At 39.3% G+C, this 25,472-nt stretch carries 23 protein-coding genes and 3 rRNA genes; 21 read left to right on the top strand and 5 right to left on the bottom strand.

Annotation, left to right across the window (positions count from 1 at the left end; genetic code table 11):
• Positions 1-448: 448 nt before the first annotated feature.
• The 3 genes from CLO1100_RS19860 (at position 449) to rrf (ending at position 5,839) form a co-directional block, all read left to right on the top strand.
• A 16S ribosomal RNA gene (locus CLO1100_RS19860) occupies positions 449-1,970 on the top strand.
• A 526-nt stretch (positions 1,971-2,496) separates the two neighbouring features.
• Positions 2,497-5,548: ribosomal RNA gene (locus tag CLO1100_RS19855) — 23S ribosomal RNA — on the top strand.
• A 174-nt stretch (positions 5,549-5,722) separates the two neighbouring features.
• A 5S ribosomal RNA gene (gene rrf / locus CLO1100_RS19850) occupies positions 5,723-5,839 on the top strand.
• The 16S, 23S and 5S rRNA genes sit together here, the layout of an rRNA operon.
• 147 nt (positions 5,840-5,986) lie before the next feature.
• On the opposite strand, the gene CLO1100_RS19845 is transcribed toward rrf, so the two are convergent.
• Complete coding sequence (locus CLO1100_RS19845) at positions 5,987-6,358, bottom strand: metal-dependent transcriptional regulator (RefSeq protein ID WP_014315558.1); 372 nt, start codon at positions 6,356-6,358, stop codon at positions 5,987-5,989.
• A 236-nt stretch (positions 6,359-6,594) separates the two neighbouring features.
• Here CLO1100_RS19845 and CLO1100_RS19840 point away from each other — a divergent pair, with 236 nt between their 5' ends.
• The 9 genes from CLO1100_RS19840 to CLO1100_RS19805 all read left to right on the top strand — a co-directional run bounded on the left by CLO1100_RS19840 (position 6,595) and on the right by CLO1100_RS19805 (position 14,841).
• A complete protein-coding gene (locus CLO1100_RS19840; protein WP_014315557.1) occupies positions 6,595-6,804 on the top strand; it encodes a FeoA family protein in 210 nt (69 codons plus the stop codon).
• Positions 6,805-6,830: 26 nt separating this feature from the next.
• Positions 6,831-7,052, top strand: a complete 222-nt coding sequence (locus CLO1100_RS19835) for a FeoA family protein (RefSeq protein ID WP_014315556.1) — start codon at positions 6,831-6,833, stop codon at positions 7,050-7,052.
• A gap of 80 nt (positions 7,053-7,132) precedes the next feature.
• On the top strand, positions 7,133-9,268 hold the full coding sequence (feoB, locus tag CLO1100_RS19830; protein ID WP_014315555.1) for a ferrous iron transport protein B: 2,136 nt from the start codon (positions 7,133-7,135) through the stop codon (positions 9,266-9,268).
• Positions 9,269-9,291: 23 nt separating this feature from the next.
• Entirely contained in the window at positions 9,292-9,459 is a 168-nt protein-coding gene (locus tag CLO1100_RS20395; RefSeq protein ID WP_014315554.1) for a FeoB-associated Cys-rich membrane protein, read from the top strand.
• A gap of 198 nt (positions 9,460-9,657) precedes the next feature.
• Entirely contained in the window at positions 9,658-10,572 is a 915-nt protein-coding gene (gene nadA, locus CLO1100_RS19825) for a quinolinate synthase NadA (protein WP_014315553.1), read from the top strand.
• 107 nt (positions 10,573-10,679) lie between these two features.
• Positions 10,680-12,284 (top strand): L-aspartate oxidase, encoded by a 1,605-nt coding sequence (gene nadB / locus CLO1100_RS19820; RefSeq protein ID WP_014315552.1) that lies wholly within the window; start codon positions 10,680-10,682, stop codon positions 12,282-12,284.
• A gap of 11 nt (positions 12,285-12,295) precedes the next feature.
• A complete protein-coding gene (gene nadC, locus CLO1100_RS19815; protein WP_014315551.1) occupies positions 12,296-13,132 on the top strand; it encodes a carboxylating nicotinate-nucleotide diphosphorylase in 837 nt (278 codons plus the stop codon).
• A gap of 445 nt (positions 13,133-13,577) precedes the next feature.
• A complete protein-coding gene (locus CLO1100_RS19810; protein WP_014315550.1) occupies positions 13,578-13,748 on the top strand; it encodes a small, acid-soluble spore protein, alpha/beta type in 171 nt (56 codons plus the stop codon).
• Positions 13,749-13,947: 199 nt separating this feature from the next.
• The gene (locus CLO1100_RS19805; protein WP_014315549.1) at positions 13,948-14,841 is read left to right on the top strand and encodes a YegS/Rv2252/BmrU family lipid kinase; all 894 of its coding nucleotides are present in this window, start codon (positions 13,948-13,950) and stop codon (positions 14,839-14,841) included.
• Positions 14,842-14,921: 80 nt separating this feature from the next.
• Here the strand turns inward: CLO1100_RS19805 and CLO1100_RS19800 are convergent, their stop codons facing one another.
• Positions 14,922-15,167, bottom strand: a complete 246-nt coding sequence (locus CLO1100_RS19800; protein WP_014315548.1) for a hypothetical protein — start codon at positions 15,165-15,167, stop codon at positions 14,922-14,924.
• Positions 15,168-15,424: 257 nt separating this feature from the next.
• Here CLO1100_RS19800 and deoC point away from each other — a divergent pair, with 257 nt between their 5' ends.
• The gene (deoC, locus tag CLO1100_RS19795; RefSeq protein ID WP_014315547.1) at positions 15,425-16,093 is read left to right on the top strand and encodes a deoxyribose-phosphate aldolase; all 669 of its coding nucleotides are present in this window, start codon (positions 15,425-15,427) and stop codon (positions 16,091-16,093) included.
• Positions 16,094-16,142: 49 nt separating this feature from the next.
• Here deoC and CLO1100_RS19790 read toward each other — a convergent pair whose 3' ends face one another.
• A complete protein-coding gene (locus tag CLO1100_RS19790) occupies positions 16,143-16,523 on the bottom strand; it encodes a desulfoferrodoxin (protein WP_014315546.1) in 381 nt (126 codons plus the stop codon).
• A 166-nt stretch (positions 16,524-16,689) separates the two neighbouring features.
• On the opposite strand from CLO1100_RS19790, the gene sfsA reads away from it, so the two are divergent.
• The 7 genes from sfsA to araD all read left to right on the top strand — a co-directional run bounded on the left by sfsA (position 16,690) and on the right by araD (position 23,422).
• Complete coding sequence (sfsA, locus tag CLO1100_RS19785; protein ID WP_014315545.1) at positions 16,690-17,370, top strand: DNA/RNA nuclease SfsA; 681 nt, start codon at positions 16,690-16,692, stop codon at positions 17,368-17,370.
• On the top strand, positions 17,370-17,771 hold the full coding sequence (locus CLO1100_RS19780; RefSeq protein ID WP_014315544.1) for a secondary thiamine-phosphate synthase enzyme YjbQ: 402 nt from the start codon (positions 17,370-17,372) through the stop codon (positions 17,769-17,771). The genes sfsA and CLO1100_RS19780 overlap by 1 nt, the downstream gene beginning before the upstream one ends.
• Before the next feature lie 318 nt (positions 17,772-18,089).
• Entirely contained in the window at positions 18,090-18,221 is a 132-nt protein-coding gene (locus CLO1100_RS21340) for a hypothetical protein (RefSeq protein WP_014315543.1), read from the top strand.
• A 127-nt stretch (positions 18,222-18,348) separates the two neighbouring features.
• Positions 18,349-19,443 (top strand): GntR family transcriptional regulator, encoded by a 1,095-nt coding sequence (locus CLO1100_RS19775; RefSeq protein ID WP_014315542.1) that lies wholly within the window; start codon positions 18,349-18,351, stop codon positions 19,441-19,443.
• A gap of 84 nt (positions 19,444-19,527) precedes the next feature.
• Positions 19,528-21,009, top strand: a complete 1,482-nt coding sequence (locus tag CLO1100_RS19770; protein WP_014315541.1) for a fucose isomerase — start codon at positions 19,528-19,530, stop codon at positions 21,007-21,009.
• Between the two features lie 75 nt (positions 21,010-21,084).
• Complete coding sequence (locus CLO1100_RS19765; RefSeq protein ID WP_014315540.1) at positions 21,085-22,692, top strand: FGGY-family carbohydrate kinase; 1,608 nt, start codon at positions 21,085-21,087, stop codon at positions 22,690-22,692.
• Positions 22,693-22,732: 40 nt separating this feature from the next.
• Positions 22,733-23,422: an L-ribulose-5-phosphate 4-epimerase gene (gene araD / locus CLO1100_RS19760; RefSeq protein WP_014315539.1), complete on the top strand. Its 690-nt coding sequence runs from the start codon at positions 22,733-22,735 to the stop codon at positions 23,420-23,422.
• 61 nt (positions 23,423-23,483) lie between these two features.
• Here the strand turns inward: araD and CLO1100_RS19755 are convergent, their stop codons facing one another.
• Positions 23,484-23,735, bottom strand: coding sequence for a YkuS family protein (locus tag CLO1100_RS19755; RefSeq protein ID WP_014315538.1), 252 nt, complete (start codon positions 23,733-23,735; stop codon positions 23,484-23,486).
• Positions 23,736-23,902: 167 nt separating this feature from the next.
• On the opposite strand from CLO1100_RS19755, the gene CLO1100_RS19750 reads away from it, so the two are divergent.
• Positions 23,903-24,328 (top strand): hypothetical protein, encoded by a 426-nt coding sequence (locus tag CLO1100_RS19750; RefSeq protein WP_014315537.1) that lies wholly within the window; start codon positions 23,903-23,905, stop codon positions 24,326-24,328.
• A gap of 10 nt (positions 24,329-24,338) precedes the next feature.
• On the opposite strand, the gene CLO1100_RS19745 is transcribed toward CLO1100_RS19750, so the two are convergent.
• Positions 24,339-25,382, bottom strand: coding sequence for a LacI family DNA-binding transcriptional regulator (locus CLO1100_RS19745; RefSeq protein WP_014315536.1), 1,044 nt, complete (start codon positions 25,380-25,382; stop codon positions 24,339-24,341).
• Between the last annotated feature and the right edge of the window lie 90 nt (positions 25,383-25,472).

The raw sequence follows: 25,472 nt of genomic DNA, 5'->3' as shown, positions 1-25,472 counted from the left end.
CTTTTTTTTGTATTATAAATCAAGGAATTTGGATTAATTAGCAAGATATCAATAGTATATGTAAGCATTATAAAACTAAATTGAATCAATCACCGAATATTGGTTTTCGCTTACTTTGTAAAAAGAGTGGACAGGTGTTACAATAAGCAAGCTGTTTGAGCAGTCACACCAAAAATAGTAACAACTCAAAAAGTTATTTCTAAAAAAGTGTTGACAAATATATTTTACTTATGGTATTATATATAAGCTGTCTCGTGAGATGGCAATAGCAATTATATGGACTTTGAAAAGTAAACAGTGATAAACATGTAAAGGAACTCGAAAAATTCCGAAATCGTAAAACGATTTCAAAATTGAGTAACTTGCGAACTTTACAACCTGGTTTTTGGAAACAAGAACTAGAAAAAAGTCAGCAATTTTTAATGAGCTAATTAAATTTTTCAAATATTAATTTGAGAGTTTGATCCTGGCTCAGGACGAACGCTGGCGGCGTGCCTAACACATGCAAGTCGAGCGGAGTTAATTGAAAGCTTGCTTTTGATTAACTTAGCGGCGGACGGGTGAGTAACGCGTGGGCAACCTGCCTGTTACAGGGGGATAACACAGGGAAACTTGTGCTAATACCGCATAACACAACGAGGAAGCATTTTCTTGTTGTCAAAGGAGCAATCCGGTAATAGATGGGCCCGCGTCCAATTAGCTAGTTGGTGATGTAACGGACCACCAAGGCGACGATTGGTAGCCGAACTGAGAGGTTGATCGGCCACATTGGGACTGAGACACGGCCCAGACTCCTACGGGAGGCAGCAGTGGGGAATATTGCACAATGGGGGAAACCCTGATGCAGCAACGCCGCGTGAAGGATGAAGGTTTTCGGATTGTAAACTTCTTTAGTCAGGGACGAAAAAATGACGGTACCTGAAGAATAAGCCACGGCTAACTACGTGCCAGCAGCCGCGGTAATACGTAGGTGGCAAGCGTTGTCCGGAATTACTGGGTGTAAAGGGCGTGTAGGCGGGAATGTAAGTCAGATGTGAAATCCCAGAGCTTAACTCTGGAGCTGCATCTGAAACTATGTTTCTTGAGTGCCGGAGAGGAAAGCGGAATTCCTAGTGTAGCGGTGAAATGCGTAGATATTAGGAGGAACACCAGTGGCGAAGGCGGCTTTCTGGACGGTAACTGACGCTGAGGCGCGAAAGCGTGGGGAGCAAACAGGATTAGATACCCTGGTAGTCCACGCTGTAAACGATGGATACTAGGTGTAGGAGGTATCGACCCCTTCTGTGCCGGAGTTAACACAATAAGTATCCCACCTGGGGAGTACGGCCGCAAGGTTGAAACTCAAAGGAATTGACGGGGGCCCGCACAAGCAGTGGAGTATGTGGTTTAATTCGAAGCAACGCGAAGAACCTTACCAAGGCTTGACATATAGCGGAATATGGTAGAGATATCATAGTCCTTCGGGACTGCTATACAGGTGGTGCATGGTTGTCGTCAGCTCGTGTCGTGAGATGTTGGGTTAAGTCCCGCAACGAGCGCAACCCCTGTTGCTAGTTGATAACATTTAGTTGATCACTCTAGCGAGACTGCCGGTGATAAATCGGAGGAAGGTGGGGACGACGTCAAATCATCATGCCCCTTATGTCTTGGGCTACACACGTACTACAATGGCTATAACAGAGGGAAGCTAAGCTGCAAAGTGGAGCAAATCCCCAAAAATAGTCCCAGTTCAGATTGTGGGCTGCAACCCGCCCACATGAAGTCGGAATTGCTAGTAATGGCAGGTCAGCATACTGCCGTGAATACGTTCCCGGGCCTTGTACACACCGCCCGTCACACCATGAGAGTCTGCAACACCCGAAGTCGATAGTCTAACCGCAAGGAGGACGTCGCCGAAGGTGGGGCCGATGATTGGGGTGAAGTCGTAACAAGGTAGCCGTATCGGAAGGTGCGGCTGGATCACCTCCTTTCTAAGGAGACATGATTCATGCAGAACTAGTTTCTAAGATGAATCAAATCTTTAGGTCGAAGATAAATGACAGGAAGGCTTGAGCTAAGCTCGCCGGACTGAAAATCATTATCTTAGAGTTTCTTTACAATCACTGTTTAGTTTTCAAAGCCCATGAAAATGGACTTTGAAAGAAGAAAATACCAGTTGACATAACAATGAAAGCTGGTATAATAGGAACTCCGCAGTCAGTGTGGCAACACAAACAACTGCGAGGTTTGTACCTTGAGAACTGAATAATGTTATTCAAAGAATGCGTTTCAAACGAAAGTTTGAAATACGTTTTAAGAAGATGAGAAGACATAGAAATATATATGAAAGTATGTATTTCCGTAAAAGTAATAAGGGTAACATGTGAAAAGGAGAAATCCTTTGAAACACGTAAAGCAGTTTACGTTGGAAACATGCAACTCTTAGGAAACTAACTCATTGATAGGTTAAGACAATCACTTTAAGAGAATCTGAAAGAATCGAAGATAATTCGAAGAGGTCAAGCTACTAAGAGCATAGGGTGAATGCCTTGGCACCAGAAGGCGATGAAGGACGTGACAAGCTGCGAAAAGCTACGGAGAGGCGCAAATAGCCATCGACCCGTAGATATCCGAATGGGGAAACCCGGCCGAGTTAAACACTCGGTCATCGTAACATGAATACATAGTGTTACGAAGGCAGACGTTGGGAACTGAAACATCTAAGTACCAACAGGAGTAGAAATCAAAAAGAGATTCCGTAAGTAGTGGCGAGCGAAAGCGGAAGAGCCCAAACCAAAAGATAGCAATATCTTTCGGGGTTGTGGACTAGCATAATGATCCTCAAGACATAGCAGAATGAGCAGCTGGAAAGCTGAGACCATAGAGGGTAAAAGTCCCGTAAGCGAAATGTTAAGAGGCAGGCTAGTATCCAGAGTACCACGAGGCACGTGAAACCTCGTGGGAAGCAGGGTGGACCACCATCCAAGGCTAAATACTAACTGGTGACCGATAGTGAAGCAGTACCGTGAGGGAAAGGTGAAAAGAACCCCGGGAGGGGAGTGAAAGAGAACCTGAAACCCTATGTTTACAAGCAGTTGAAGAGCGTTAAAGCTCGACAGCGTACTTTTTGTAGAACGGTCCGGCGAGTTATTGTATGCAGCAAGGTTAAGTACTAAAGGTACGGAGCCGAAGGGAAACCGAGTGTTAAAAGCGCGTCAAGTTGCATGCTATAGACCCGAAACCGGGTGACCTACCCATGGACAGGTTGAAGCGGGAGTAAAATCTCGTGGAGGACCGAACCACATGACCGTTGAAAAGGTCTGGGATGAGCTGTGGGTGGCGGAGAAATTCCAATCGAACTCGGAGATAGCTGGTTCTCCCCGAAATAGCTTTAGGGCTAGCCTCAAGGGAAAATCAAACGGAGGTAGAGCACTGAATGGGCTAGGGGCCTTACCGGGTTACCGAACCCTATCAAACTCCGAATGCCGTAATGATGTTACTTGGGAGTCAGACTATGAGAGATAAGTCCCATGGTCAAAAGGGAAACAGCCCAGACCATCAGCTAAGGTCCCAAAATCACAGTTAAGTGGAAAAGGATGTGGGCTTGCTAAGACAACTAGGATGTTGGCTTAGAAGCAGCCACTCATTCAAAGAGTGCGTAATAGCTCACTAGTCGAGTGAGCCTGCGCCGAAAATTACCGGGGCTAAACTGTGTACCGAAGCTATGGATCAGCGTACATCCAATAGTATTGCTAAATAAATTAAGAAGCGATGAGGTAATTTCACGAAATGTAACATATCAAAAATGATTCAAAACATTTCGTCAAATTCCCACAGCTAAACTTGTGCCGTTAGCAGTAGTATTGGATGTACGAGGGTGGTAGGGGAGCTTACTGTTGTAGGTTGAAGCAAGATCGAAAGGACTTGTGGACGAAGCAGTAGTGAGAATGCCGGAATAAGTAGCGAGAGTAAAGTGAGAATCTTTACCGTCGAAAACCTAAGGTTTCCTGGGGAAGGTTCGTCCGCCCAGGGTAAGTCTGGACCTAAGCTGAGGCCGAAAGGCGTAAGTGATGGACAACAGGTTGAAATTCCTGTACTACCGTTAATCGATATGAGAGAGGTGGGGACGCAGGAGGATAAGTCAAGCGATCAGCTGGAAAAGATCGTGCAAGCGAGGTAGATAGTCCGGTAGGCAAATCCGCCGGATGTTTCGAAGACGTGATGCGGAGGGAAAACAAGTACCGAAGTGACAGATTCCACACTGACGAGAAAAACCACTATCCAGATTAAAGGTACCAGTACCGCAAACCGACACAGGTAGGTGAGGAGAGAATCCTAAGACGAGCGGGAGAAGCGTTGTTAAGGAACTCGGCAAATTGACCCCGTAAGTTAGCGAAAAGGGGTGCCTCAAGAGATTGAGGCCGCAGAGAATAGGCCCAAGCAACTGTTTATCAAAAACACAGGTCTCTGCTAAATCGAAAGATGAAGTATAGGGGCTGACGCCTGCCCGGTGCTGGAAGGTTACGGGAATTGCTTAGCGCAAGCGAAGGCATGAACTTAAGCCCCAGTAAACGGCGGCCGTAACTATAACGGTCCTAAGGTAGCGAAATTCCTTGTCAGGTAAGTTCTGACCCGCACGAATGGCGTAATGACTTGGGCACTGTCTCAACAACGTACCCGGCGAAATTGTAGTACTTGTGAAGATGCAAGTTACCCGCGACTAGACGGAAAGACCCCATGGAGCTTCACTGTAGCTTGATATTGGGTTTCGGTATTTTTTGTACAGGATAGGTGGGAGACTGAGAAGTGGTGGCGCCAGCCATCATGGAGTCGACGTTGGGATACCACTCTAAAAGTACTGGAACTCTAACCTGAGACCATAAGCTGGTCTAGGGACACTGTCAGGTGGGCAGTTTGACTGGGGCGGTCGCCTCCCAAAGAGTAACGGAGGCGTCCAAAGGTTACCTCAGCGCGGTTGGAAATCGCGCAACGAGTGCAAAGGCATAAGGTAGCCTGACTGCGAGAGAGACACCTCGAGCAGGTACGAAAGTAGGGCTTAGTGATCCGGTGGTATGAAAGTGGAATTGCCATCGCTCAACGGATAAAAGCTACCCTGGGGATAACAGGCTTATCTCCCCCAAGAGTCCACATCGACGGGGAGGTTTGGCACCTCGATGTCGGCTCATCGCATCCTGGAGCTGTAGCAGGTTCCAAGGGTTTGGCTGTTCGCCAATTAAAGCGGTACGCGAGCTGGGTTCAGAACGTCGTGAGACAGTTCGGTCCCTATCTGTCGCGGGCGCAGGATATTTGAGAGGATCTGTCCTTAGTACGAGAGGACCGGGATGGACGAACCTCTAGTGCACCAGTTGTCATACCAATGGCACAGCTGGGTAGCCAAGTTCGGCAGGGATAAACGCTGAAGGCATCTAAGCGTGAAACCCACCTCAAGATGAGATATCCCACTAGCAATAGGTAAGACCCCATGTAGACTACATGGTTGATAGGTCAGGAGTGTAAGCATAGTAATGTGTTAAGCTGACTGATACTAATAGGTCGAGGGTTTGACCCAAAGAAAACAGGTATTCAAAAGTAGAAGGTCTTAAAACTAGACAATGAGAGAGCTTCACATCTTCTTAAAGGATAACATTAGTCAGTTCTGAAGGTACAAAAAGTATCTTAAAAAAAGTTAATAAAATTGTTAGAAGCGAATAGTAATACGAAGCTTATCACAATTTTTAAATCTTCTGGTGGAAATGACGAGATGGCCACACCCGTTCCCATACCGAACACGGCAGTTAAGCATCTCAGTGCCGATAATACTTGGCTGGAAACGGCCCGGGAAAGTAGGTCTCTGCCAGATTTATATGAAAACCTCAAGCTGATAGCTTGAGGTTTTGTTATTATATAATGAATATCATAAGAAATTGATAAATTACTTTGTGTGGTAAAAATGCAGATATAATAGAACATTTGATATATAATATATAAGATTTTTTTATATAATGGTTTACTTATTACTAGCATTTTCTTTTATTTTTTCAAAGGTTTCCTGACTTATTACATGTTCTATCCTGCATGCGTCCTGTGCTGCAGTTTCAGGGGAAACACCGATTGATATCAAATAGCGTGACAGTATTTCATGTCGTTCATACATTGCTTTAGCAATGTTATAACCGCTATCCGTAAGTGATATATATCCGGTACTCTCATCTATTGTAATGTACTCCGCATTCTTTAGAATAGTCATTGCACGGCTTATGCTAGGTTTTGTATAACCCAATTCGTTAGCAATATCAATCGAACGGACATTACCATTCTTATTTTTAAGAATTAATATGGTTTCCAGGTAATTTTCACCTGACTCCTGTAACTTTGTCATTTAACAGCCTCCATATTCTTCGTACTATATCTATTTATTCCTAATTCTATAATTATAGCATATGAAAACCCTTTATCAAGGTGCGAGTAATGCTTGATTTACAAATTAAAGAATTTTAAGTATAAGATATGTTGACAAATGTAGTTAGCGGTGGTAAACTCAAATATGAGGTTAGCAAGTGCTAACTATTTTATAAAAGATTGGTTAGTTAATACTAACTAAAGGGAGTGATTCATATGCCATTAACTATGGTTTCTTTAGGCGAAATGAATTCAATAAAGGCAATACGAGGGAAAGATGATACTAAAAAATTTTTAGAAAGCTTGGGTTTTGTAGTAGGAGGGAATGTTACCGTTATTTCCGAAATCGGTGGTAATATGATAGTGAATGTTAAGGAAGCCCGGGTTGCAATTGATAAAGCAATGGCCAACAGAATTATTGTATAAATGTTATATAGAAATGAGGAAGTAATATGAAAACTCTCAGAGATGTAAAATGTGGGGATACCTTCACGGTTATAAAGCTTAGCGGTGAAGGGGCTGTGAAAAGAAGGATAATGGATATGGGTATTACTAAGGGAACACCTATATTCGTAAGAAAAGTTGCTCCACTGGGGGATCCAATTGAAGTAACTGTTAGAGGATATGAGTTGTCACTGAGAAAAGCAGATGCTGAAATGATTATAGTAGATTAATCAGGCAGGGTAATAAAGGCCCTGCATATTTTAAACAGTATAGTTAGCGGAAACTAACTATATTTTAGGGGGAAGGAACAATGGCAATAAAAGTCGCACTTGCAGGAAATCCGAATTGCGGAAAAACTACCATGTTTAATGAGTTAACGGGTAGCTCACAATATGTTGGAAACTGGCCCGGGGTTACAGTCGAAAAAAAAGAGGGTAAGCTGAAAGGGTATAAGGATATAACTATAATGGACTTACCCGGTATTTACTCTTTATCTCCTTATACTCTTGAGGAAGTTGTTACACGTAACTATCTTTTAAATGACAGACCTGACGTTATTATTAATCTTGTTGATGCATCGAATATTGAACGTAATCTTTATCTTACTACACAGTTGGTTGAATTAGGGATTCCAGTTGTTATTGCTTTGAACATGATTGATATCGTCCGTAAAAACGGGGACAAAATTGATATTCAAAAGCTTAGCAGTGAATTGGGCTGTATTGTTATTGAAACATCAGCTGTTAAGGGTATTGGTTTAAAAGAGGTTATCGAAAAGACAATTGATATTGCTAAGAACAACAAAATAACGATTCCTCAACATTCTTTTTCAAGTGATGTGGAGAATTCCCTTAATAAGATTGAGGAAATTGTGGTTGGTTCTGTGAGTAAACAGTCTTCCCGATGGTATGCAATTAAGCTGTTTGAACATGATGAAAAGGTTTTAGAGCAGCTTTCTCTTGAGGTTGAAACTTTATCAAAGATTGAAGAATTAACTACAGCCTGTGAAGGAATAATGGATGATGACAGTGAGAGCATTATAACTAATGAACGTTATTTCTATATCGGAAAAGTAATAAAGAAATGCTTACATAAAAAAAGAGTAGGCATGACTCCGTCGGATAAAATTGATCAGATAGTTACCAACAGATGGCTTGCGCTTCCTATTTTTGCAGCTATTATGTTTATAGTGTATTTCGTATCTGTTTCCTGGCTGGGTACGATAGTAACGGATTGGACAAATGACACGTTTTTTGGCAGTTGGATACAGCCTGCTGTAGGTACCTTCCTCTCTAATGTAGAGGCGGCAGAATGGCTTCAGGGACTGGTGGTTGATGGAATTATCGGAGGTGTCGGGGCTGTTCTGGGGTTTGTTCCTCAGATGATGATTTTATTCTTCTTCCTATCTATTTTAGAGGACTGTGGTTACATGGCCCGTGTAGCTTTTATTATGGACAGGATTTTCCGTAAATTCGGTCTTTCAGGAAAGTCATTTATTCCTATGCTTATTTCGTCGGGATGTGGTGTTCCGGGTATAATGGCCTCAAGAACCATTGAACAGGATAAAGACCGTAAAATGACTATTATGACTACAACCTTTATACCATGTAGTGCTAAGCTGCCTATTATAGCTTTAATCGCAGGGGCGATGTTTCCGGATAAATCATGGTGGGTTGCTCCGTCAACGTATTTTTTAGGTATTTTAATGGTTATTGTATCGGGGATTATTCTCAAGAAAACCAAGCTGTTTTCAGGTGATCCTGCGCCATTTGTAATGGAACTCCCACAATATCATGTTCCCGGCGGCAAGGGTGTTTTGATTCATATGTGGGAACGCGGAAAGGCATTTATTATTAAGGCCGGAACAGTAATATTTGTAGCATGCGGGCTTATATGGTTCCTATCCAACTTCAGCTGGAGTTTTAAAATGGTTGAGGAGGGAAACAGTATTCTGGCATCGATAGGTAATGTTATTGCACCGGTATTCAAGCCTTTGGGCTTTGGAACATGGCAGGCTTCCGTTGCCGCAGTAACCGGACTTGCGGCTAAGGAGAACGTTGTAGGAACCTTTGGTGTTCTATTTGGTCTGGGTGAGGTCAGTGAGAGTGATCCTGCATTGCTTGCAAGCATTTCAGGTATGTTCACTGCTGTTAGTGCTTATGCATTTATGGCGTTTAATCTTCTTTGTGCGCCGTGCTTTGCAGCGATAGGGGCTATTAAGCGTGAAATGGGCGGTTGGAAGTGGACCTTAATTGCTGTGGGTTATCAGACTCTTTTAGCATATGCCGTTTCATTAATAATTTATCAAATAGGCAGTTTGCTTACAGGGGCAGTTTCATTCGGAGTTGGTACAGTAGCCGCTTTAATTGTTATTGCAGCTGGCTTGTGGCTCTTGTTTTCGCCAAGTAAAAAGGTTGGAAGACAAAGTAAGAGCGTAAACGCCTGATTCAGCGATTGGAGGGATTTTATATGATACAATATTTAAAAGATAATATTGCAACGATTTTAATATCTGCAGTGGTTTTCGGATTAATGGCCTGGGTTATAATTTATAAAATCCGACAGAGAAAAAATGGTGAATCAAGCTGTGGCTGCGGATGTTCAGGCTGTCCTGAATCCAGCAGATGCCACAAGTAGTATTTACTTATTTCTTAAATTAAAAATATTATTATGTAAAAAATCTTTTCATTATTATATGAAGGGATTTTTTCTTTTAGTATAAAAGCATTTACAAAGCAAATTATAAGTATTAAAATAAATGCAGTATTTTAAACTTCAGGTTATTCAAGTAGATTGCGTATTGTGGAATTTTTAACAGATAACGAGGGTAAAATAATGGATAAAAATTTGTTGATTAGTAATATTAACAAAATGAAGAGAGAGCATAATGCAGTTATTGTTGCTCATAGCTATCAGGTTGATGAGGTGCAGGAAATAGCTGACGTTACGGGAGATTCTTTTGCTTTAAGCCAGTTTTGTGCTTCAAGTCAGGCTGATACTATAGTTTTCTGCGGAGTACATTTTATGGCGGAAAGTGCTAAAATCTTATCGCCTGAAAAGACGGTTCTATTGCCTGAAATAAACGCAGGTTGTCCTATGGCTGATATGGTTACGGCTGATGCTTTGAAAGAGGCAAAGAAAAAGTATCCTGATGCAGCTGTTGTATGTTATATAAATTCAAGTGCAGAAGTTAAGGCAGAATGCGATATTTGTTGTACTTCTTCTAATGCAGTGGATGTTATCAGGTCAATTGATAAAAAGGATATTATTTTCGCTCCTGATAAAAATCTTGGCAGTTATGTTGCGAAAATGGTGCCTGAAAAGAATATTATTTTCTGGGAGGGCTACTGTATTACACACCATAAAATCAAGGCAGATGCGGTTGTAGAGTCAAAAAAGCTCCATCCTGATGCTATTTTACTTGTACACCCGGAGTGCCAGCCAGAGATACAGGAGCTTGCAGATTTTGTGGGAAGCACAAAGCAGATTATTGACTACGCAAGAAATTCTGAACATGATAAATTTATTATCGGAACTGAGATGGGTGTTCTTTATCAGTTGAAAAAGGAAAACCCAAATAAAACTTTTTATATGATGTCCACCGGGCTGATTTGTCCGAATATGAAAAAGACATCATTACAGAGTGTTCATGACGCTTTGGCAAAAAGACAATATGAAATAACATTGGACAGAGATATTATTGAGCGTGCGTCCGGCAGTTTAAATAAAATGCTGGCGGTAGGAAAATAGATAATTGTAACAATTAAGTACTTTACCCCATAGCATGGAACAGAACTGTTTTAAGTAGCGTTTATCAGCAGCTCCTTTACACAAATGGGGATATGGAGGGTAAAAAAATGGAAGAGGATAGTAATAGGGTTGACGTTGAGATCATACACAAGGATGTCGTAATTATTGGTAGCGGAATAGCCGGAGTATATACTGCATTGGAAATACCCGACAGTTTCCAGATTGGGATAATTACAAAGGAGACATTGGACATAAGTAATTCAGTTCTTGCACAAGGGGGAATAGCAGTATCTCTTGATGAAAAGAACGATTCACCGCAGCTGCATTTCAAAGATACTATTTTTGCCGGTGCAGGATTAAACGATGAAACAAGCGTATGGGTTCTGGTGGAAGAGGCTGCTGAAAATATTAGAACACTGTGCAGTCTGGGAGTGAACTTTGATAAAAGCGGTCAACAGCTATCCCTTACAAGAGAAGGTGCCCACAGCGTAAACAGGATTATCCACTCAGGTGATACAACTGGGAAGGAAGTCTGTGATAAACTTATTGAGGTTGCCAGAAAGAAGAAGAACATATCTATTTTCGAAAGCCACTTTGCTGTTGACCTTATTATTGATGAGGGAAAATGCAGAGGAGTTATTGTTTACGATGAAATTTCAGATAAAATAAAAGTTTTCCAGTCAAATTCTGTGGTAGTTGCAACCGGAGGTTTTGGACAGATTTATGCGCATACTACAAATCCTGAAGTTGCAACCGGGGATGGAGTAGGAATGTGTCTTAGAGCAGGTGCTCAGGCAATGGATATGGAATTCGTACAATTCCATCCTACAGTACTGTACCACCCAAAGGACAAAAGCTTTTTAATATCCGAGGCAGTCAGGGGAGAAGGTGCTCGACTTAAAAATCGCAATGGTGAAGCTTTTATGAGGAAATATCATGAGTTAGGTGAGCTTGCACCTAGAGATGTTGTTTCTAGAGCAATTTTCAAGGAGATGTCTCTCACTGATTCTAAAAACGTTTTTCTGGATATTACTTTTAAAAGTAGAGAATATCTCGAAAACAGATTTCCTAATATTTTCAAGACATGTCTTGATTACGGAATTGATATATCCAAGGATTTTATTCCGGTTGCTCCGGCAGAGCACTATTGTATGGGTGGCATCAGAACAGATGTTGACGGGCAGACCAATATTCCCGGCTTATATGCATGCGGAGAAGTAGCTTGTACGGGGATTCACGGAGCAAACAGGCTGGCAAGCAATTCTTTGCTGGAAGGACTGGTTTTCGGAAGGAAAATCGCCAGGAAAATCGGGGTAGAAGGTGGACATTGTGATAATTCATCCGTAAATTCAAAGATGAGTTATATTTCAAACAAAGATAACGATGCAGCACTCAAAACTATGAAAGAAGAGATACAGGCTGCTATGACAAAGTATGTTGGTATAATCAGAAATCAACAAAGTCTTGAAAAAGCTGCTGAAATTATTAATGATATTTATAAGAAGTATACCGATTTGTCAGGATTCAGTCTTGTGAAGCTGGAAGTATTGAATATGCTAACAGTAGCAGGCCTCGTTATAGAATCTGCTCTTGAGAGAAAAGAGAGTAGAGGTGCACATTATAGAACAGATTTTGACAAGACTGAAGATGTGAATTGGAGAAAAAACATTGTTAAAGAATTGGAGAAGGGCAAGATGGCTTCACCATTTTAAAAGGAGGAAAAATGAAACTTAGTAAACTTTATATCCATGAAATAGTTATGAATGCACTAAAGGAAGATATGCCTCTAGGTGATATTACTACAGATAATATCATTTCAGAAGGTGATGCATCCAAGGCTGAATTTCTGGCTAAGCAAGACGCTGTTATAGCCGGGCTTGATGTTGCAAAATATGTTTTTGAAGTACTGGATAGCGGTGTGTGTTTCAAAGCCTTTGTAAAGGATGGAGACAAGATATCAAAAGGAGATATTATTGCAGAAGTAAGCGGTCCTACAAGAGCTTTGTTGAAAGGTGAAAGGACTGCATTAAACTTTATGCAAAGGCTGTCTGCAATTGCTACAATGACTAACAGATATGTTAATAAAGTGCAGGGCTTACCTGTAAAGGTAACTGATACAAGAAAAACTACTCCCGGGCTGAGACTTTTGGAAAAGTATGCAGTTAATGCAGGAGGAGGAGCAAACCACAGATTTTCACTTTCTGACGGTGTTCTAATAAAGGACAACCATATTGCTGCTGCCGGAGGGATAAGAAACGCGGTTGAACGTGTAAGAAAAAGTATACCTCATACTGTAAAGATTGAAGTAGAGGTAGAATCTATGGAAGAGGTTCGTGAGGCTCTAGAGTGCAAAGCTGATATAATTATGCTTGATAATATGTCAAATGAACAGATGACGGAGGCAGTCAAGTTTATTGATAAGAGGGCTCTTGTGGAGGCTTCGGGAAATATAAGTGAAGAGACAATATACAATGTTGCGTTAACAGGAGTTGATATTATATCTATAGGCAAACTTACTCACTCTGCAAATTCTGTTGATATCAGTATGAATATTGAATAGTAAAATATATTAAGTATGAAATGTGGATAAAATTTTATTTATCCACATTTTTTTTAAGTTATTCACATATTAATTTTTAAAAAAAGCTAAACGTCTAGAAGGAGTGGGCTTTTAGGGATTATTGGTTTCTACAAGTAATCCACAATTTTAGGTTCAAATGTGGATTAAAAATAATTAATTGTAGATTGTATACACGATTGATAATGCCCATACAAAATATTGATGTAATATTTAAAGAATGAGTGCATATATTGTGGTGGTATGAAATTTATGATGAATTTTAGACTGTGTAAAATGTGGATTACATTTCCTTAATATTTTTCGTAAAAATTCACACAATATATGCGTACGCTAAAAAATCTATTTCAGGCAGTGAACAGCGTAATTGCTTTCACCTGAAATGTAATTACGCAGTGGTGACTGCCTGTTTAAGGAGGCACTAACCATGAGTAGACGTAAAAGTGTAATGTCAGATGCCCTTAAAGAGGAAATTGCCAGAGAACTTGGAGTCTACAATACAGTTGCTAACGAAGGATGGGGAGCAGTATCTTCAAGAGATTGCGGAAACATTGTTAAGAAGGCAATTGAGATGGCTGAAAGAAGTGTCAACCATTAGGATGGCTTAGCGTCGTTTGGGGGCCTGCAGCAAGACGAAAGTCTTGCTGACGCCCCATTTTAATACCCGGAAATATTCTCATATGTAATAAATTTATTAATATCATACCTATTAAGATTGCTTTTGTGTTAAATTTCATTTATTATAAATTAATAGAGAATTTTTTAACTTTACTCTGCAAAAATGGGAGGATAGACCTGTGAGAAACGCATTATTTGTATATAACCCTGTTTCCGGGGGACATAAGATTCCCAGTGAACTGGACTTTATTTTGTCCTCATTTCAAGACAAGGGTATTCTTGCTCAGCCATACAGGTTGACGGATACTAACAGCGATTATCTCATTAGTGCATTGCAGTCAGGAACATATGACTTTGTTGCTGCGTCCGGCGGCGATGGGACAATCAATTTTGTAGCCAACCTGCTGTTGAACAACGGTATTAAGATGCCCTTAGGAGTCATACCTTCAGGGACATGTAACGATTTTGCAAAGTGTCTTGGAATAAACTCTTTTAAAGAAAGTATAGATATAATTCTTCAGGGTAATACAATTATGTGCGATGTGGGCTACATAAACAATTCACAGTATTTTCTAAGTACATTTGCAGGAGGAAATTTTGTAGACGTTTCTTTTAATACAAACAGTGAGCTTAAAAAGAATTTTGGGCCTTTTGCTTATTACTTAAAAGGTATTTCCGAATTGACTAATATTAAAAGCTTTGATCTGAAAATTGCTGCGGATGACCATATTATTGAAGGTAAGTTTCTTTTATTCCTGATTGTTAACGGAAAACAGGCAGCCGGCTTTCCCAATCTTTTGAATCAGGCAGATTATACTGATGGGTACATGGATATTATCCTTGTTAAGAAATGTTCAAATATAAACCTTGCAAGTATCTTTTTTAAGGTATTAAGTAAGGAATCTGTCAATGACAAGAACGTAATCATTCTAAAGGCCAGAAAATGCGAACTGAGCAGTAAAATGCCACTGGCACTGACGGTGGACGGTGAACGATCAGAGCTGTTCCCGGCCAGTATTGAATTCAAGCAGATGGTTCTTGAAGTTTTTGTTCCTTTTGGAGAAAATAAATAAATGTATTTAATAAATATTAAGACCTGCTGGGTTAATGGTTATAGTTAAGCAGCAGGTCTTTTTATAGTTTTACATACTATTTAATACATTTGATGCTTCTCATCCTTTTGAGCAACAAGTAATTGATTTCGTCCGTTTACAAAGGTTTTTCTAACATAATAGCCTTCATTTACAAGCATTTCATAGAGTTTGTCGGCCTGATGAAAATAGTTATATCCTACATCAAGAATCATTGTATCCCCAGGTTTAAGTTTATCTTGAACAACTGACAAAGTATTGTTTTCATTTAAATTCTCGGCATTTATAACATTGTTTTGCAACTCCATAGACGCAGCTCCTTCTTTAGGTATTTATTTTATTAAATTTATTATTTACATGGAAATAAATAAATATAATAATCAGATTTTTCAAAATAATTGTATAAATTTTATTAATTATGGCGATTATAATATTGACCTCACAAAATACATTTTGACCCCCTTTACATGGTTAGTCAACGAAGACTAACCTATTTTTTTTCTTGATAAATCCGAAATATTGGTAAATAATATTTATGTACTAATTTATATATCCGGAGGTATTTATGACTAAGTTGGCTGGTTTAATTGACCACACAGCATTAAAGCCCGAGACTTGTAAGGAGCAGATAAAGAAACTATGCAAAGAGGCTATAGAGTACAAATTTGCTTCCGTCTGTGTTAATCCTTGTTATGTGACACTATGCAGTGAGATTTTGAAGGAAACCGATATAAAGGTTTGTACGGTAGTAGGTTTTCCTCTGGGGGCTACGTCAACCGCATCCAAGGTTGCAGAAACTGTTGAGGCAGTAGAAAACGGTGCCGGAGAAATTGATATGGTAATAAATGTAGGAGCTGTTAAGTCAGGGGATTTTCATTATGTAGAAAAAGATATTGGAGCAGTAGTAGAGGCAACAGCGGGAAGGGCAATTGTTAAGGTAATACTTGAAACATGCCTCCTTACTGATGAGGAAAAAGTTATTTGTTGTAAAATATGCAAAGCAGCAGGAGCCGATTTTGTTAAGACTTCTACCGGATTCAGTACAGGAGGGGCTACAATTGATGATGTGAGGCTTATGAGAAAAACTGTGGGTCCTGATATGGGAGTAAAAGCAGCCGGGGGTATACGGGATTATATGACCGCAAAGGCAATGGTAGAAGCCGGTGCAACCAGAATAGGAGCGAGTGCATCTATAGCAATTGTCAACGAGGAACAAGAATTAATACATTTATAGAGTAACTAATAAGCCCTGCAAAGCAAGTCACTTTACAGGGCCATTATAATTATTTTACATGAGACATCCATAATCCATGCAGATTACAGTATGCATAAACTTCTGCGTTACTCTTGTCTGCAAAAACTGCCTTTGGCTCATCACCGGGTGAAAGAACGATTCTTTCAGTACCTTCATCGCCTGCAACTTCGATCCACTCAATATAATGAGCATCAATCATCGGGTGGGCCACGGAACCAATTTGTACTACAATCTGACCGTCTTTTCTTTCCGCTACGGGAACATGTTTTTCTAGAGCTGCATCCGTAGTATTTGGTTCAAGTCTTTCCATCTGCTCACCGCAACAGACCAGTTTCCCTCCACCATTTTTTATTATACTCACAATATTGCCACACTGCTTGCAACGATAATAAGCAACTTCTGTCTTCATAGAAAACCTCCTCCAATATATTGTTATTAGTATATTAACCAAATTAAAGTTAATGTATTTATACCCATATTAAGACTGTATTAACAAAATATTTATAGTTTTTTTACCGGATTATATGATATTCTTTTGATGTAATTTACAAAGAGACAGGCAGTAGGAGGATAAATTGAAATATAAAAATATTAAAAAAGGAATATTCATTGAAAGGCCAAATAGATTCATTGCATATGTGAAAATTGATGGTGTCACCGAGGTCTGTCATGTTAAGAATACCGGAAGATGTAAAGAGCTTTTATTACCGGGTGCAGTTGTGTATGTTCAGAAATCTGATAATCCCCACCGTAAAACAGGATTTGACCTTATTAGCGTTATAAAAGGAACCAGGCATATTAATATGGATAGTCAGGTTCCAAACAAAGTGGTCCGGGAGTGGCTGGAAAAGGGGAATTTATTTAATGAGGTTACTCTTATAAAACCTGAGGCAAAATATAAAAATTCAAGGTTTGATTTTTATGTTGAAACCAAAAAGGATAAGATTTTTATTGAGGTAAAAGGAGTAACGCTTGAAGAAAATAATGTAGTGCTTTTTCCCGATGCACCTACCGAAAGGGGCGTAAGGCATATAAATGAGCTTATTGAGAGCTTACGTGACGGTTATAAGGCGTATGTAATTTTTGTAATACAGATGAAAGATGTGGACTATTTTAAGCCCAACAGCGTAACACATAAAGAATTTGCAGATGTTTTGAAATCTGCTCATAATAAAGGTGTGGATATATTGGCTCTTGATTGTGTAGTGGAAGAGGGCCTTATAGAAATTGATAAACAAGTGGAGGTAAGATTGTAATGGTACGTGAGTTCAGCTTAAAAACAGAAAGACAGAATTTTTATAATATTACTGGGAGGGTTGCTGAGACCGTGGCTGAAAGCGGGATAAGCGATGGGGCGGTTTTGGTATATTGTCCCCACACAACTGCCGGGATTACTATTAATGAAAATGCTGACCCTGATGTGGTTAGAGATATGCTTTACGGTTTGGATAAGGCTTATCCCGACAGGGCCGAATTCAGGCACTATGAGGGAAATAGTTCAGCACATTTAAAAGCCAGTGCCATGGGCAGCAGCCAGTACATCATTGTTGAAGAAGGAAAATTACTGCTTGGCACCTGGCAGGGAATTTATTTCTGCGAGTTTGACGGACCAAGAAACAGAAAGTTTTATGTAAAGATTATAAAATCAGGTTTGTAAGTTTTACAGTTTTATTAGGTTTTGTTAACAGTCTGTTGAAAACTTTGTGGATTAGTTAGGGCGACAACAAGACTTTATCCACAGAAACACAACATTTTGTGAATTAAACTGTGGATATTACTATATATGTGTGTATATATTGTAGATAATGACATGACCTAATCCACAATATAGGGGATTAGGTGTATACACTTTTTTCTAGTTAAGATATAAATTTGTTTGGCTAGGTATGAGTATCCAGTAGGGGTTTAGTCATGACTATATTTGTAACAACTCCTGAATTGTTAACATAACATAAAATCAGGAGGTGATTTTAAAATGAAATTACATGAATTTTTAGATTATCAAAGAAAGTTGTGGGAAATGGATAAAAAAAAATACGATACCCGTAAAATGCCTCAAAATAATTATGATAAGAAGGCAAATAATAATACAAAGCCTTCTAAATAATAAGTTTTTTTACTATTACTGCCTGATGTAAATCAAGGCAGTTTTTTTATTAATAAACAGTATTGTGTATTTGAAATTATAATGTATAATTAAGATGTACGTACAAGTTGCTTATAAGGAGATTATAATGCAAAAGAATGATAATCAGGTAAAGTACCTCAAGCTTATGGAGCATCTGAAACAAGAAATACTCATGGGGAAAATAAAGCCGGGAGAACAAATTACTTCGGAAAACGTTCTTGCGGAAACAATGTCCCTGAGTAGGCATACAGTGAGAAAAGCTATTTCAATGCTTGTGAATGAAGGATATCTTTACACTGAACACGGACGTGGAACCTACTGCCTGGATAGGAGCAGAAAAAGAAGTGACTCCAGAAATATTGCTGTAATTACAACTTATATTTCAGAATACATTTTTCCAAAGGTTATTCAAGGCATTGATAGCGTACTTTCGTCCAAGGGCTACAGCATTATGCTCAAGAATACCAATAATAATACCAAAAATGAGGCTGTTTGTCTGGAAGATGTACTCCAGAAGAATGTTGAGGGTCTTATAATTGAGCCTACCAAAAGTGCCTTGTATTCGGAAAATATGAAGTTTTATGAAGCACTGGACAACCACCGTATACCATATATATTTATTCATGGCTTTTATCAGCAGCTTAATAGTAAATCACATGTTATACTGGATGATGCTAAAGGCATGTATTCGGCTGTGGAATATCTGGCAAAACTAGGGCATAAAAAAATAGCAGGAATATTCAAGGCTGATGATGTTCAAGGGGTTGAAAGACATAATGGATATGCAAAAGCCATTGCTGATGCAGGTATGGCCTATAACCCCGATGATGTAGTTTGGTTTCACACTGAGGACAGGGATATTAAGCCTTATAATATGGTTAAACGGTTGCTGGAAGAGAATCGTGGAGTTGATGCAATAGCTTGCTATAATGATGAGATTGCATTCAGAGTATATGAGCTGCTGAAAAGCTTAGGTGTAAAAGTACCTGATGATATATCGATAACGGGATTTGACGACTCCTATTTTTCTGCGAATTGCCCCGTGAAGATTACCACAGTCCGTCACCCTAAGGAGAAGTTAGGTGAGGAAGCCGCTGAAATTCTACTGCAAATGATAAAGCAAAACGATTATCCGACAGAGCCTGTTCAGAAAACTATTATACCGGAGCTTATTATAAAGGAATCCTGTCTCAAAAGGTAGATGTTTATTTTACTTGAACGTAACAGTATACGACAATAATTTTTTTTAATTTAAATGCAAAAAATATTAAGGGGGATCTCTAAAATGTATAACGTACCAAAAGTTAAACTCGGCATTGTGGCAGTTAGCAGGGATTGTTTTCCTGCAGAATTGAGTGTGGAAAGACGTAAAGCAGTTGTTAAGGCTTGCGCAGAAAAAGGTTTAGAAATATTTCAGGCAAATACAGCAGTTGAGAATGAAATAGATGTTCTCAATGCTCTGAAGGAATTAAAGGATGCTGATGTAAATGCTCTTGTAGTATACCTTGGAAACTTTGGACCTGAAGGACCTGAAACCATACTTGCTCAGAAATTTGACGGACCGGTTATGTTTGTAGCTGCTGCTGAAGAATCTGAAGGAAACCTTATAGGCGGACGTGGAGATGCATATTGCGGTATGCTGAATGCATCTTATAATCTGGCATTGAGAAAACTGAACCCATATATTCCTGAATATCCGGTTGGAGACCCACAGGATGTTTCAGAAATGGTTGGGGATTTTGAAAATATCGCAAGAATACTTCTTGGCCTTTCAAAACTCAAAATATTTAGCTTTGGACCAAGACCATTTAATTTTGTTGCATGTAACGCTCCTATTAAACCTTTGTATGATTTGGGCGTTGAAATAATGGAAAATTCAGAGCTTGATCTTTTCGAAGCATTTAACAATCACAAGGATGATCCTAGAATACCTGCAGTTGTTAAAGAGATGGAAGAAGAACTCAAAAATGGAAACGGTTATCCCGGAATTCTTCCAAAGTTAGCACAATATGAGATTACTTTGTTGGATTGGGCTGAACAGAATAAGGGCGCTTCTGAATATTTTGTATTTGCAAATAAGTGCTGGCCTGCATTCCAGACACAGTTCGGATTCGTTCCATGTTACGTTAATTCAAGACTTGCAGCAAAAGGAATTCCAGTAGCATGTGAAACAGATATTTATGGTGCATTAAGTGAATATATAATTACTTGTGCTACACAAATGCCTGCAACTCTGTTGGATATAAACAACTCTGTTCCTAAGGATATGTTTGAAAACAATAAGGATTTATTTAACGGATATACTCTTACAGACTTGTTTATGGGCTTCCACTGCGGAAATACTCCTTCATGTATGATGAAAAACCACTCTATGAAGTATCAGCTTATCATGCACAGATTGCTTGAACCAGACAAGGAGCCTGATATCTCAAGAGGAACTTTGGAAGGAACAATAAGACCGGGAGATATTACTTTCTTCAGGCTCCAAGGAACAGCTGACAGCCAGCTGAGAAGTTATGTTGCCGAGGGAGAGATTATTGATGTTGATCCTAAATCATTTGGTGGTATAGGTGTATTTGCAATCAAAGAAATGGGCAGATTCTACAGACATGTACTGATTGCTAAGAGATACCCACACCATGGCGGTGTAGCATTCAAGCACATGGGAAAAGTTCTGTTTGCAACAATGAAGCTTCTTGGTGTTGAGGATGTAGCTTTCAATCAGCCTGCAGCTATGCTTTATAAGGACGAGAATCCATTCAAATAAAAATTTATGTTAATCTGAATGACATCCTATTAGATTCAGTGAATAAGTATGGATGACTACATGAGGGGGAAAACAATGACACATGAACTAAATGACGGTCGAAATGCTATTATTAACGGACAGACAACAATTGGGATTGAACTCGGATCAACCAGAATAAAAACGGTATTGATAGGTGCAGATAATGCACCTATCGCATCCGGCAGTCATGACTGGGAAAACAGTTATATCAATAACATTTGGACTTACAGCTTGGAAGATATCTGGAAGGGTGTTCAGAACAGCTATCAGGAAATGATTAAAGAAGTTAGGGAGAAGTTCGGTGTAGGGTTAAAAACAACCGGTGCTATCGGATTTAGTGGAATGATGCACGGTTATATGGTTTTTGACAAGGAAGAAAACCTTCTGACACCTTTCAGAACATGGCGTAATACTATAACTGCGCAGGCATCTGAGGAACTTACCAAGCTGTTCAGTTACCCGATTCCTCAGAGATGGAGTATTGCCCATCTTTACCAGGCTATACTGAACAATGAGGAGCATGTATCCGGTATTGATTTTATGACTACATTGGCCGGGTATATACACTGGAAGTTAACAGGAGAAAAAGTTCTTGGTGTCGGAGAGGCATCAGGTGTTTTCCCAATTGATTTAAATACAAAAGGCTTTAATTCAAATATGATTAAGCAGTTTAATGAGGTTAACGACAGTCATAATTTTTCGTGGAAGCTTGAAAATATTCTTCCAAAGGTTTTGGTTTCGGGTACTGAAGCAGGTAAACTGACAGAAGAAGGGGCAAAGCTCCTTGATGTTACCGGTGAGCTTCAAGCAGGTATCCCTCTATGCCCTCCTGAGGGTGATGCGGGTACCGGAATGGTTGCAACCAACAGCGTAGCAGTCCGTACAGGAAACGTATCTGCCGGGACTTCAGTTTTTGCCATGGTTGTACTCGAAAAGGAATTATCCAAAGTATATCCGGAAATTGACTTGGTGACTACACCTGACGGAAGTCTTGTGGGAATGGTTCATTCAAATAATTGTACATCTGATTATGATGCATGGATGGGTATATTTGCTGAGGCAGTTAAGGCCTTGGGCTTTGACGTGAAAAAGCCACAGCTATATGATACTCTGCTGGGATTGGCACTTCAAGGTGACCCCGATTGCGGAGGTTTGCTTGCGTACGGCTATATTTCAGGTGAACATATTACTCATTTTGAAGAGGGACGCCCGATGGTTGTTCGTTCATCAAACAGTAATTTTAATTTGGCTAACTTTATCAGGGTCAATTTGTTTACATCTCTTGGGGCTTTAAAAACCGGCCTTGATATCCTTTTCCAAAAGGAAGCTGTTAAAGTGGACGGTATTACCGGACACGGCGGTTTCTTTAAGACAAAGGAAGTAGGACAGAAGATTATGGCAGCAGCCTTTAATGTGCCTGTATCAGTTATGAAGACTGCGGGTGAAGGTGGTGCATGGGGCATCGCATTGCTTGCTTCATACATGATCAATAGAACAAGTTCACAATCATTGGAGGATTTTCTTAAACAAAATGTGTTTGGGGAAAGCCAAGGTGAAATTGTACAGCCTGATCCAAAGGATGTTGACGGTTTTAACGAGTTTATGAAACGGTACACAAAGGGACTGGATATTGAAAGAGCTGCGGTTAACTCCTTGAACTGAAATAGTTTATTGGAATAATTGATTTTATGAGGTAAAAAATATGTTGGAACAACTCAAACAAGCAGTGCTGGAAGCCAATCTGGAACTGCCTAAAAAAGGACTTGTAACATATACATGGGGAAATGTAAGCGGTATTGACAGAGAAAGCGGATTAATTGCAATAAAACCAAGCGGCGTTGAGTATGACGTTATGACTGCTGATGATATTGTACTAATCGACCTCACAGGTAAAGTGGTGGAAGGTAAATTAAAGCCGTCCTCTGATGCACCAACTCATGTAGCTCTGTATAATGCTTTTCCCGAAATAGGAGGTGTAACCCACACCCACTCCAGATGGGCAACTGCTTTTGCACAGGCTGGTATGGGGATTCCTGCTTACGGGACTACTCATGCGGATTACTTTTATGGTGAAATCCCATGTACTCGGGAAATGACAAAGGTTGAGATTGAGTCTGATTATGAAGCAAATACCGGAACTGTAATAATAGAGGCTTTTAAAAATTTAAATCCTAACTACATCCCTGCCGTTCTTGTAAAAAATCATGCGCCTTTTACATGGGGAAAAAGTGCAGCAGACGCGGTTCATAATTCTGTTGTTTTAGAAGAAATAGCTATGATGGCTATTCAGTGCAGACAGTTGAACCCTAATGTAACTTCCATGCCACAGGTGCTGCTAGACAAGCACTTTATGAGAAAGCACGGCCCAAAAGCTTATTACGGACAAAAATAAAATATAATGTTATCAACGAGCAAAAACCCCAATACGTTAACGTATTGGGGTTTTTGTTTGTTTAATGTAATCTGCTTTGAAGTTCCTGATATACCTGCTCTTCTGTCATACCGTCAGCATTTATTACAATGGCTTTGCTGCTTGTATCCTGTATGCCCATTATATTTGTTTCTACACCTGCAACTATAATTGCATCATAATTATTTTTTGTGGCACCTTGTCCATAGTCCATATTTTCAACTTTGTATCCTTTTTTAGTCAGATAGTCCTTGATGGGAGTCAAATTCGGTTCGATTGCTATTTTCTGATTCATAAGATTTCACCTCCAAAATTATTATCTGTTTTTAGAAATTAATATATTCATTGTGAAATCATGATAGGTTATAATCGCAGGTAATTGGTAAAAGTTTACTAATAAGTAATTAATATGTTATAATTTGGACATTAACAGATTATTTTGAAGAATGGGGTTGATTATAATTGAATAAAAGGGTTATCAGTTTTTTATTAATAATAATACTTATATTACCGTTTTTCACAAGTGGAGCCTACAGTGCTTCAAATACTAAAGTAAAGGTAACATTGCAATCCGTTACTTGTATTGAAAATAACCATGTAGGTAATGAATGGGGATATGGTGCTACAGTTAATAAAAAGGCAATTTACGAGGGACAAACGGTAGAAATATCAACAACACCAACCGGAAAGATTACTATTGTTTCAATGGCAGAAGAGGATGATAGTTACCCTGACTATGGGAGCAAGACTCTCACGGTTTCCGTAAGCAAGCTAAAAGCAAACAAGAGTTATAATTATACATCTAAAGTTACAGTTATAGAAAACAGAGGAAGGTATTCGGGTAATTCAGCTGTGTGGAAGTTTACTTATGTTATAAAAAAGAAGTAGGGCCTAGTTTTTAAATAACCGGTTCAGAGTCAGGAAATCCTCCGCAGCTCTCACGAAATATAAAATACGCCTCCTCAAAAATATTGTGAGGTTCTTGTATATACCCGTTTATCATATCCAGAATAAGCTGCAGACTTTTCTTCACCATTTTCTGTATAGGTAAATCAATGACTGTCATACTTGGTTTTAAAATTCGGCTGGATACGATGTCAGAGCAACCTATTATTTCAATGTCCTCGGGAATACGCACTCCATTTTTTTGCAAAACAGAGTAGACCTCATGACTATAGCCGGATACAAGCAAAAAAAGTGCGGAAGGAAGTGGCTGTGATCTCAAAAGTTTTTCTGCACTTCGATACCCACCTTCTGAGTCAAGAGTTTCATGAATAATGTGCTCCGGTAGTACAGTAATTCCGTATTTTTGACATCCATCCAAAAAGCCTGTTCTTCTCATGCTGAAATTCCGTGATAATAGATTTGGACAAATTAAACCTGCTTTTTTATGTCCTCTCGCAGCAAGTAATCGAGATACTTTTTCACCTGTAGTGTAATTATCGATACACACGGTGCCATATTTATCATTCTGCCTGTTAAACAATATTATTGGCATTGTGGAATTTATCTTATACAAATAATCAACATCGCTGTCAGAGGCCCCAACAATTATTACCCCGTTAAACAACTGATTTTTAAATATATCTTCCATTTTGCTGATTTCCGAATATTGATAAGGTTTAAATACAACCTCTACGTTCAATTTATCATTTAAAATGCTATTTTGAATTCCATCAAAGAAGTTTACAATCAATTCTGAAGAATATACAGAAGGCCACAGAATACCAATAATTGCAGCTGAATTTCCTGCTGATTGATTTCTTAAGCGGCGGGCATATATATTTGGTTTATATCCTAATAATTTCGCTTCTTCCCACACCCGGTTCTGAGTCTTTTCGGAAATGCGCATTTTATCGCCGCGTCCATTTAGAACAATGGATACAGTACCCGGTGAAAGATTTGTTTTTTCAGCAATTAATTTAATATTTGCATTAGCCATAGTACACTCCTAAGGGTTATATATTAACATATTATCATATTGTTTAAGTTAAAGTAAATTAAAAGGAATATTTAAGACAGAGGATTATCT

This window comes from Clostridium sp. BNL1100 (genome assembly GCF_000244875.1).
GTDB lineage: Bacteria > Bacillota > Clostridia > Acetivibrionales > DSM-1351 > Ruminiclostridium.
The sequence above is the reverse complement of the archived record's forward strand: the minus strand, read 5'-3'. Positions and strand labels throughout refer to the sequence as shown.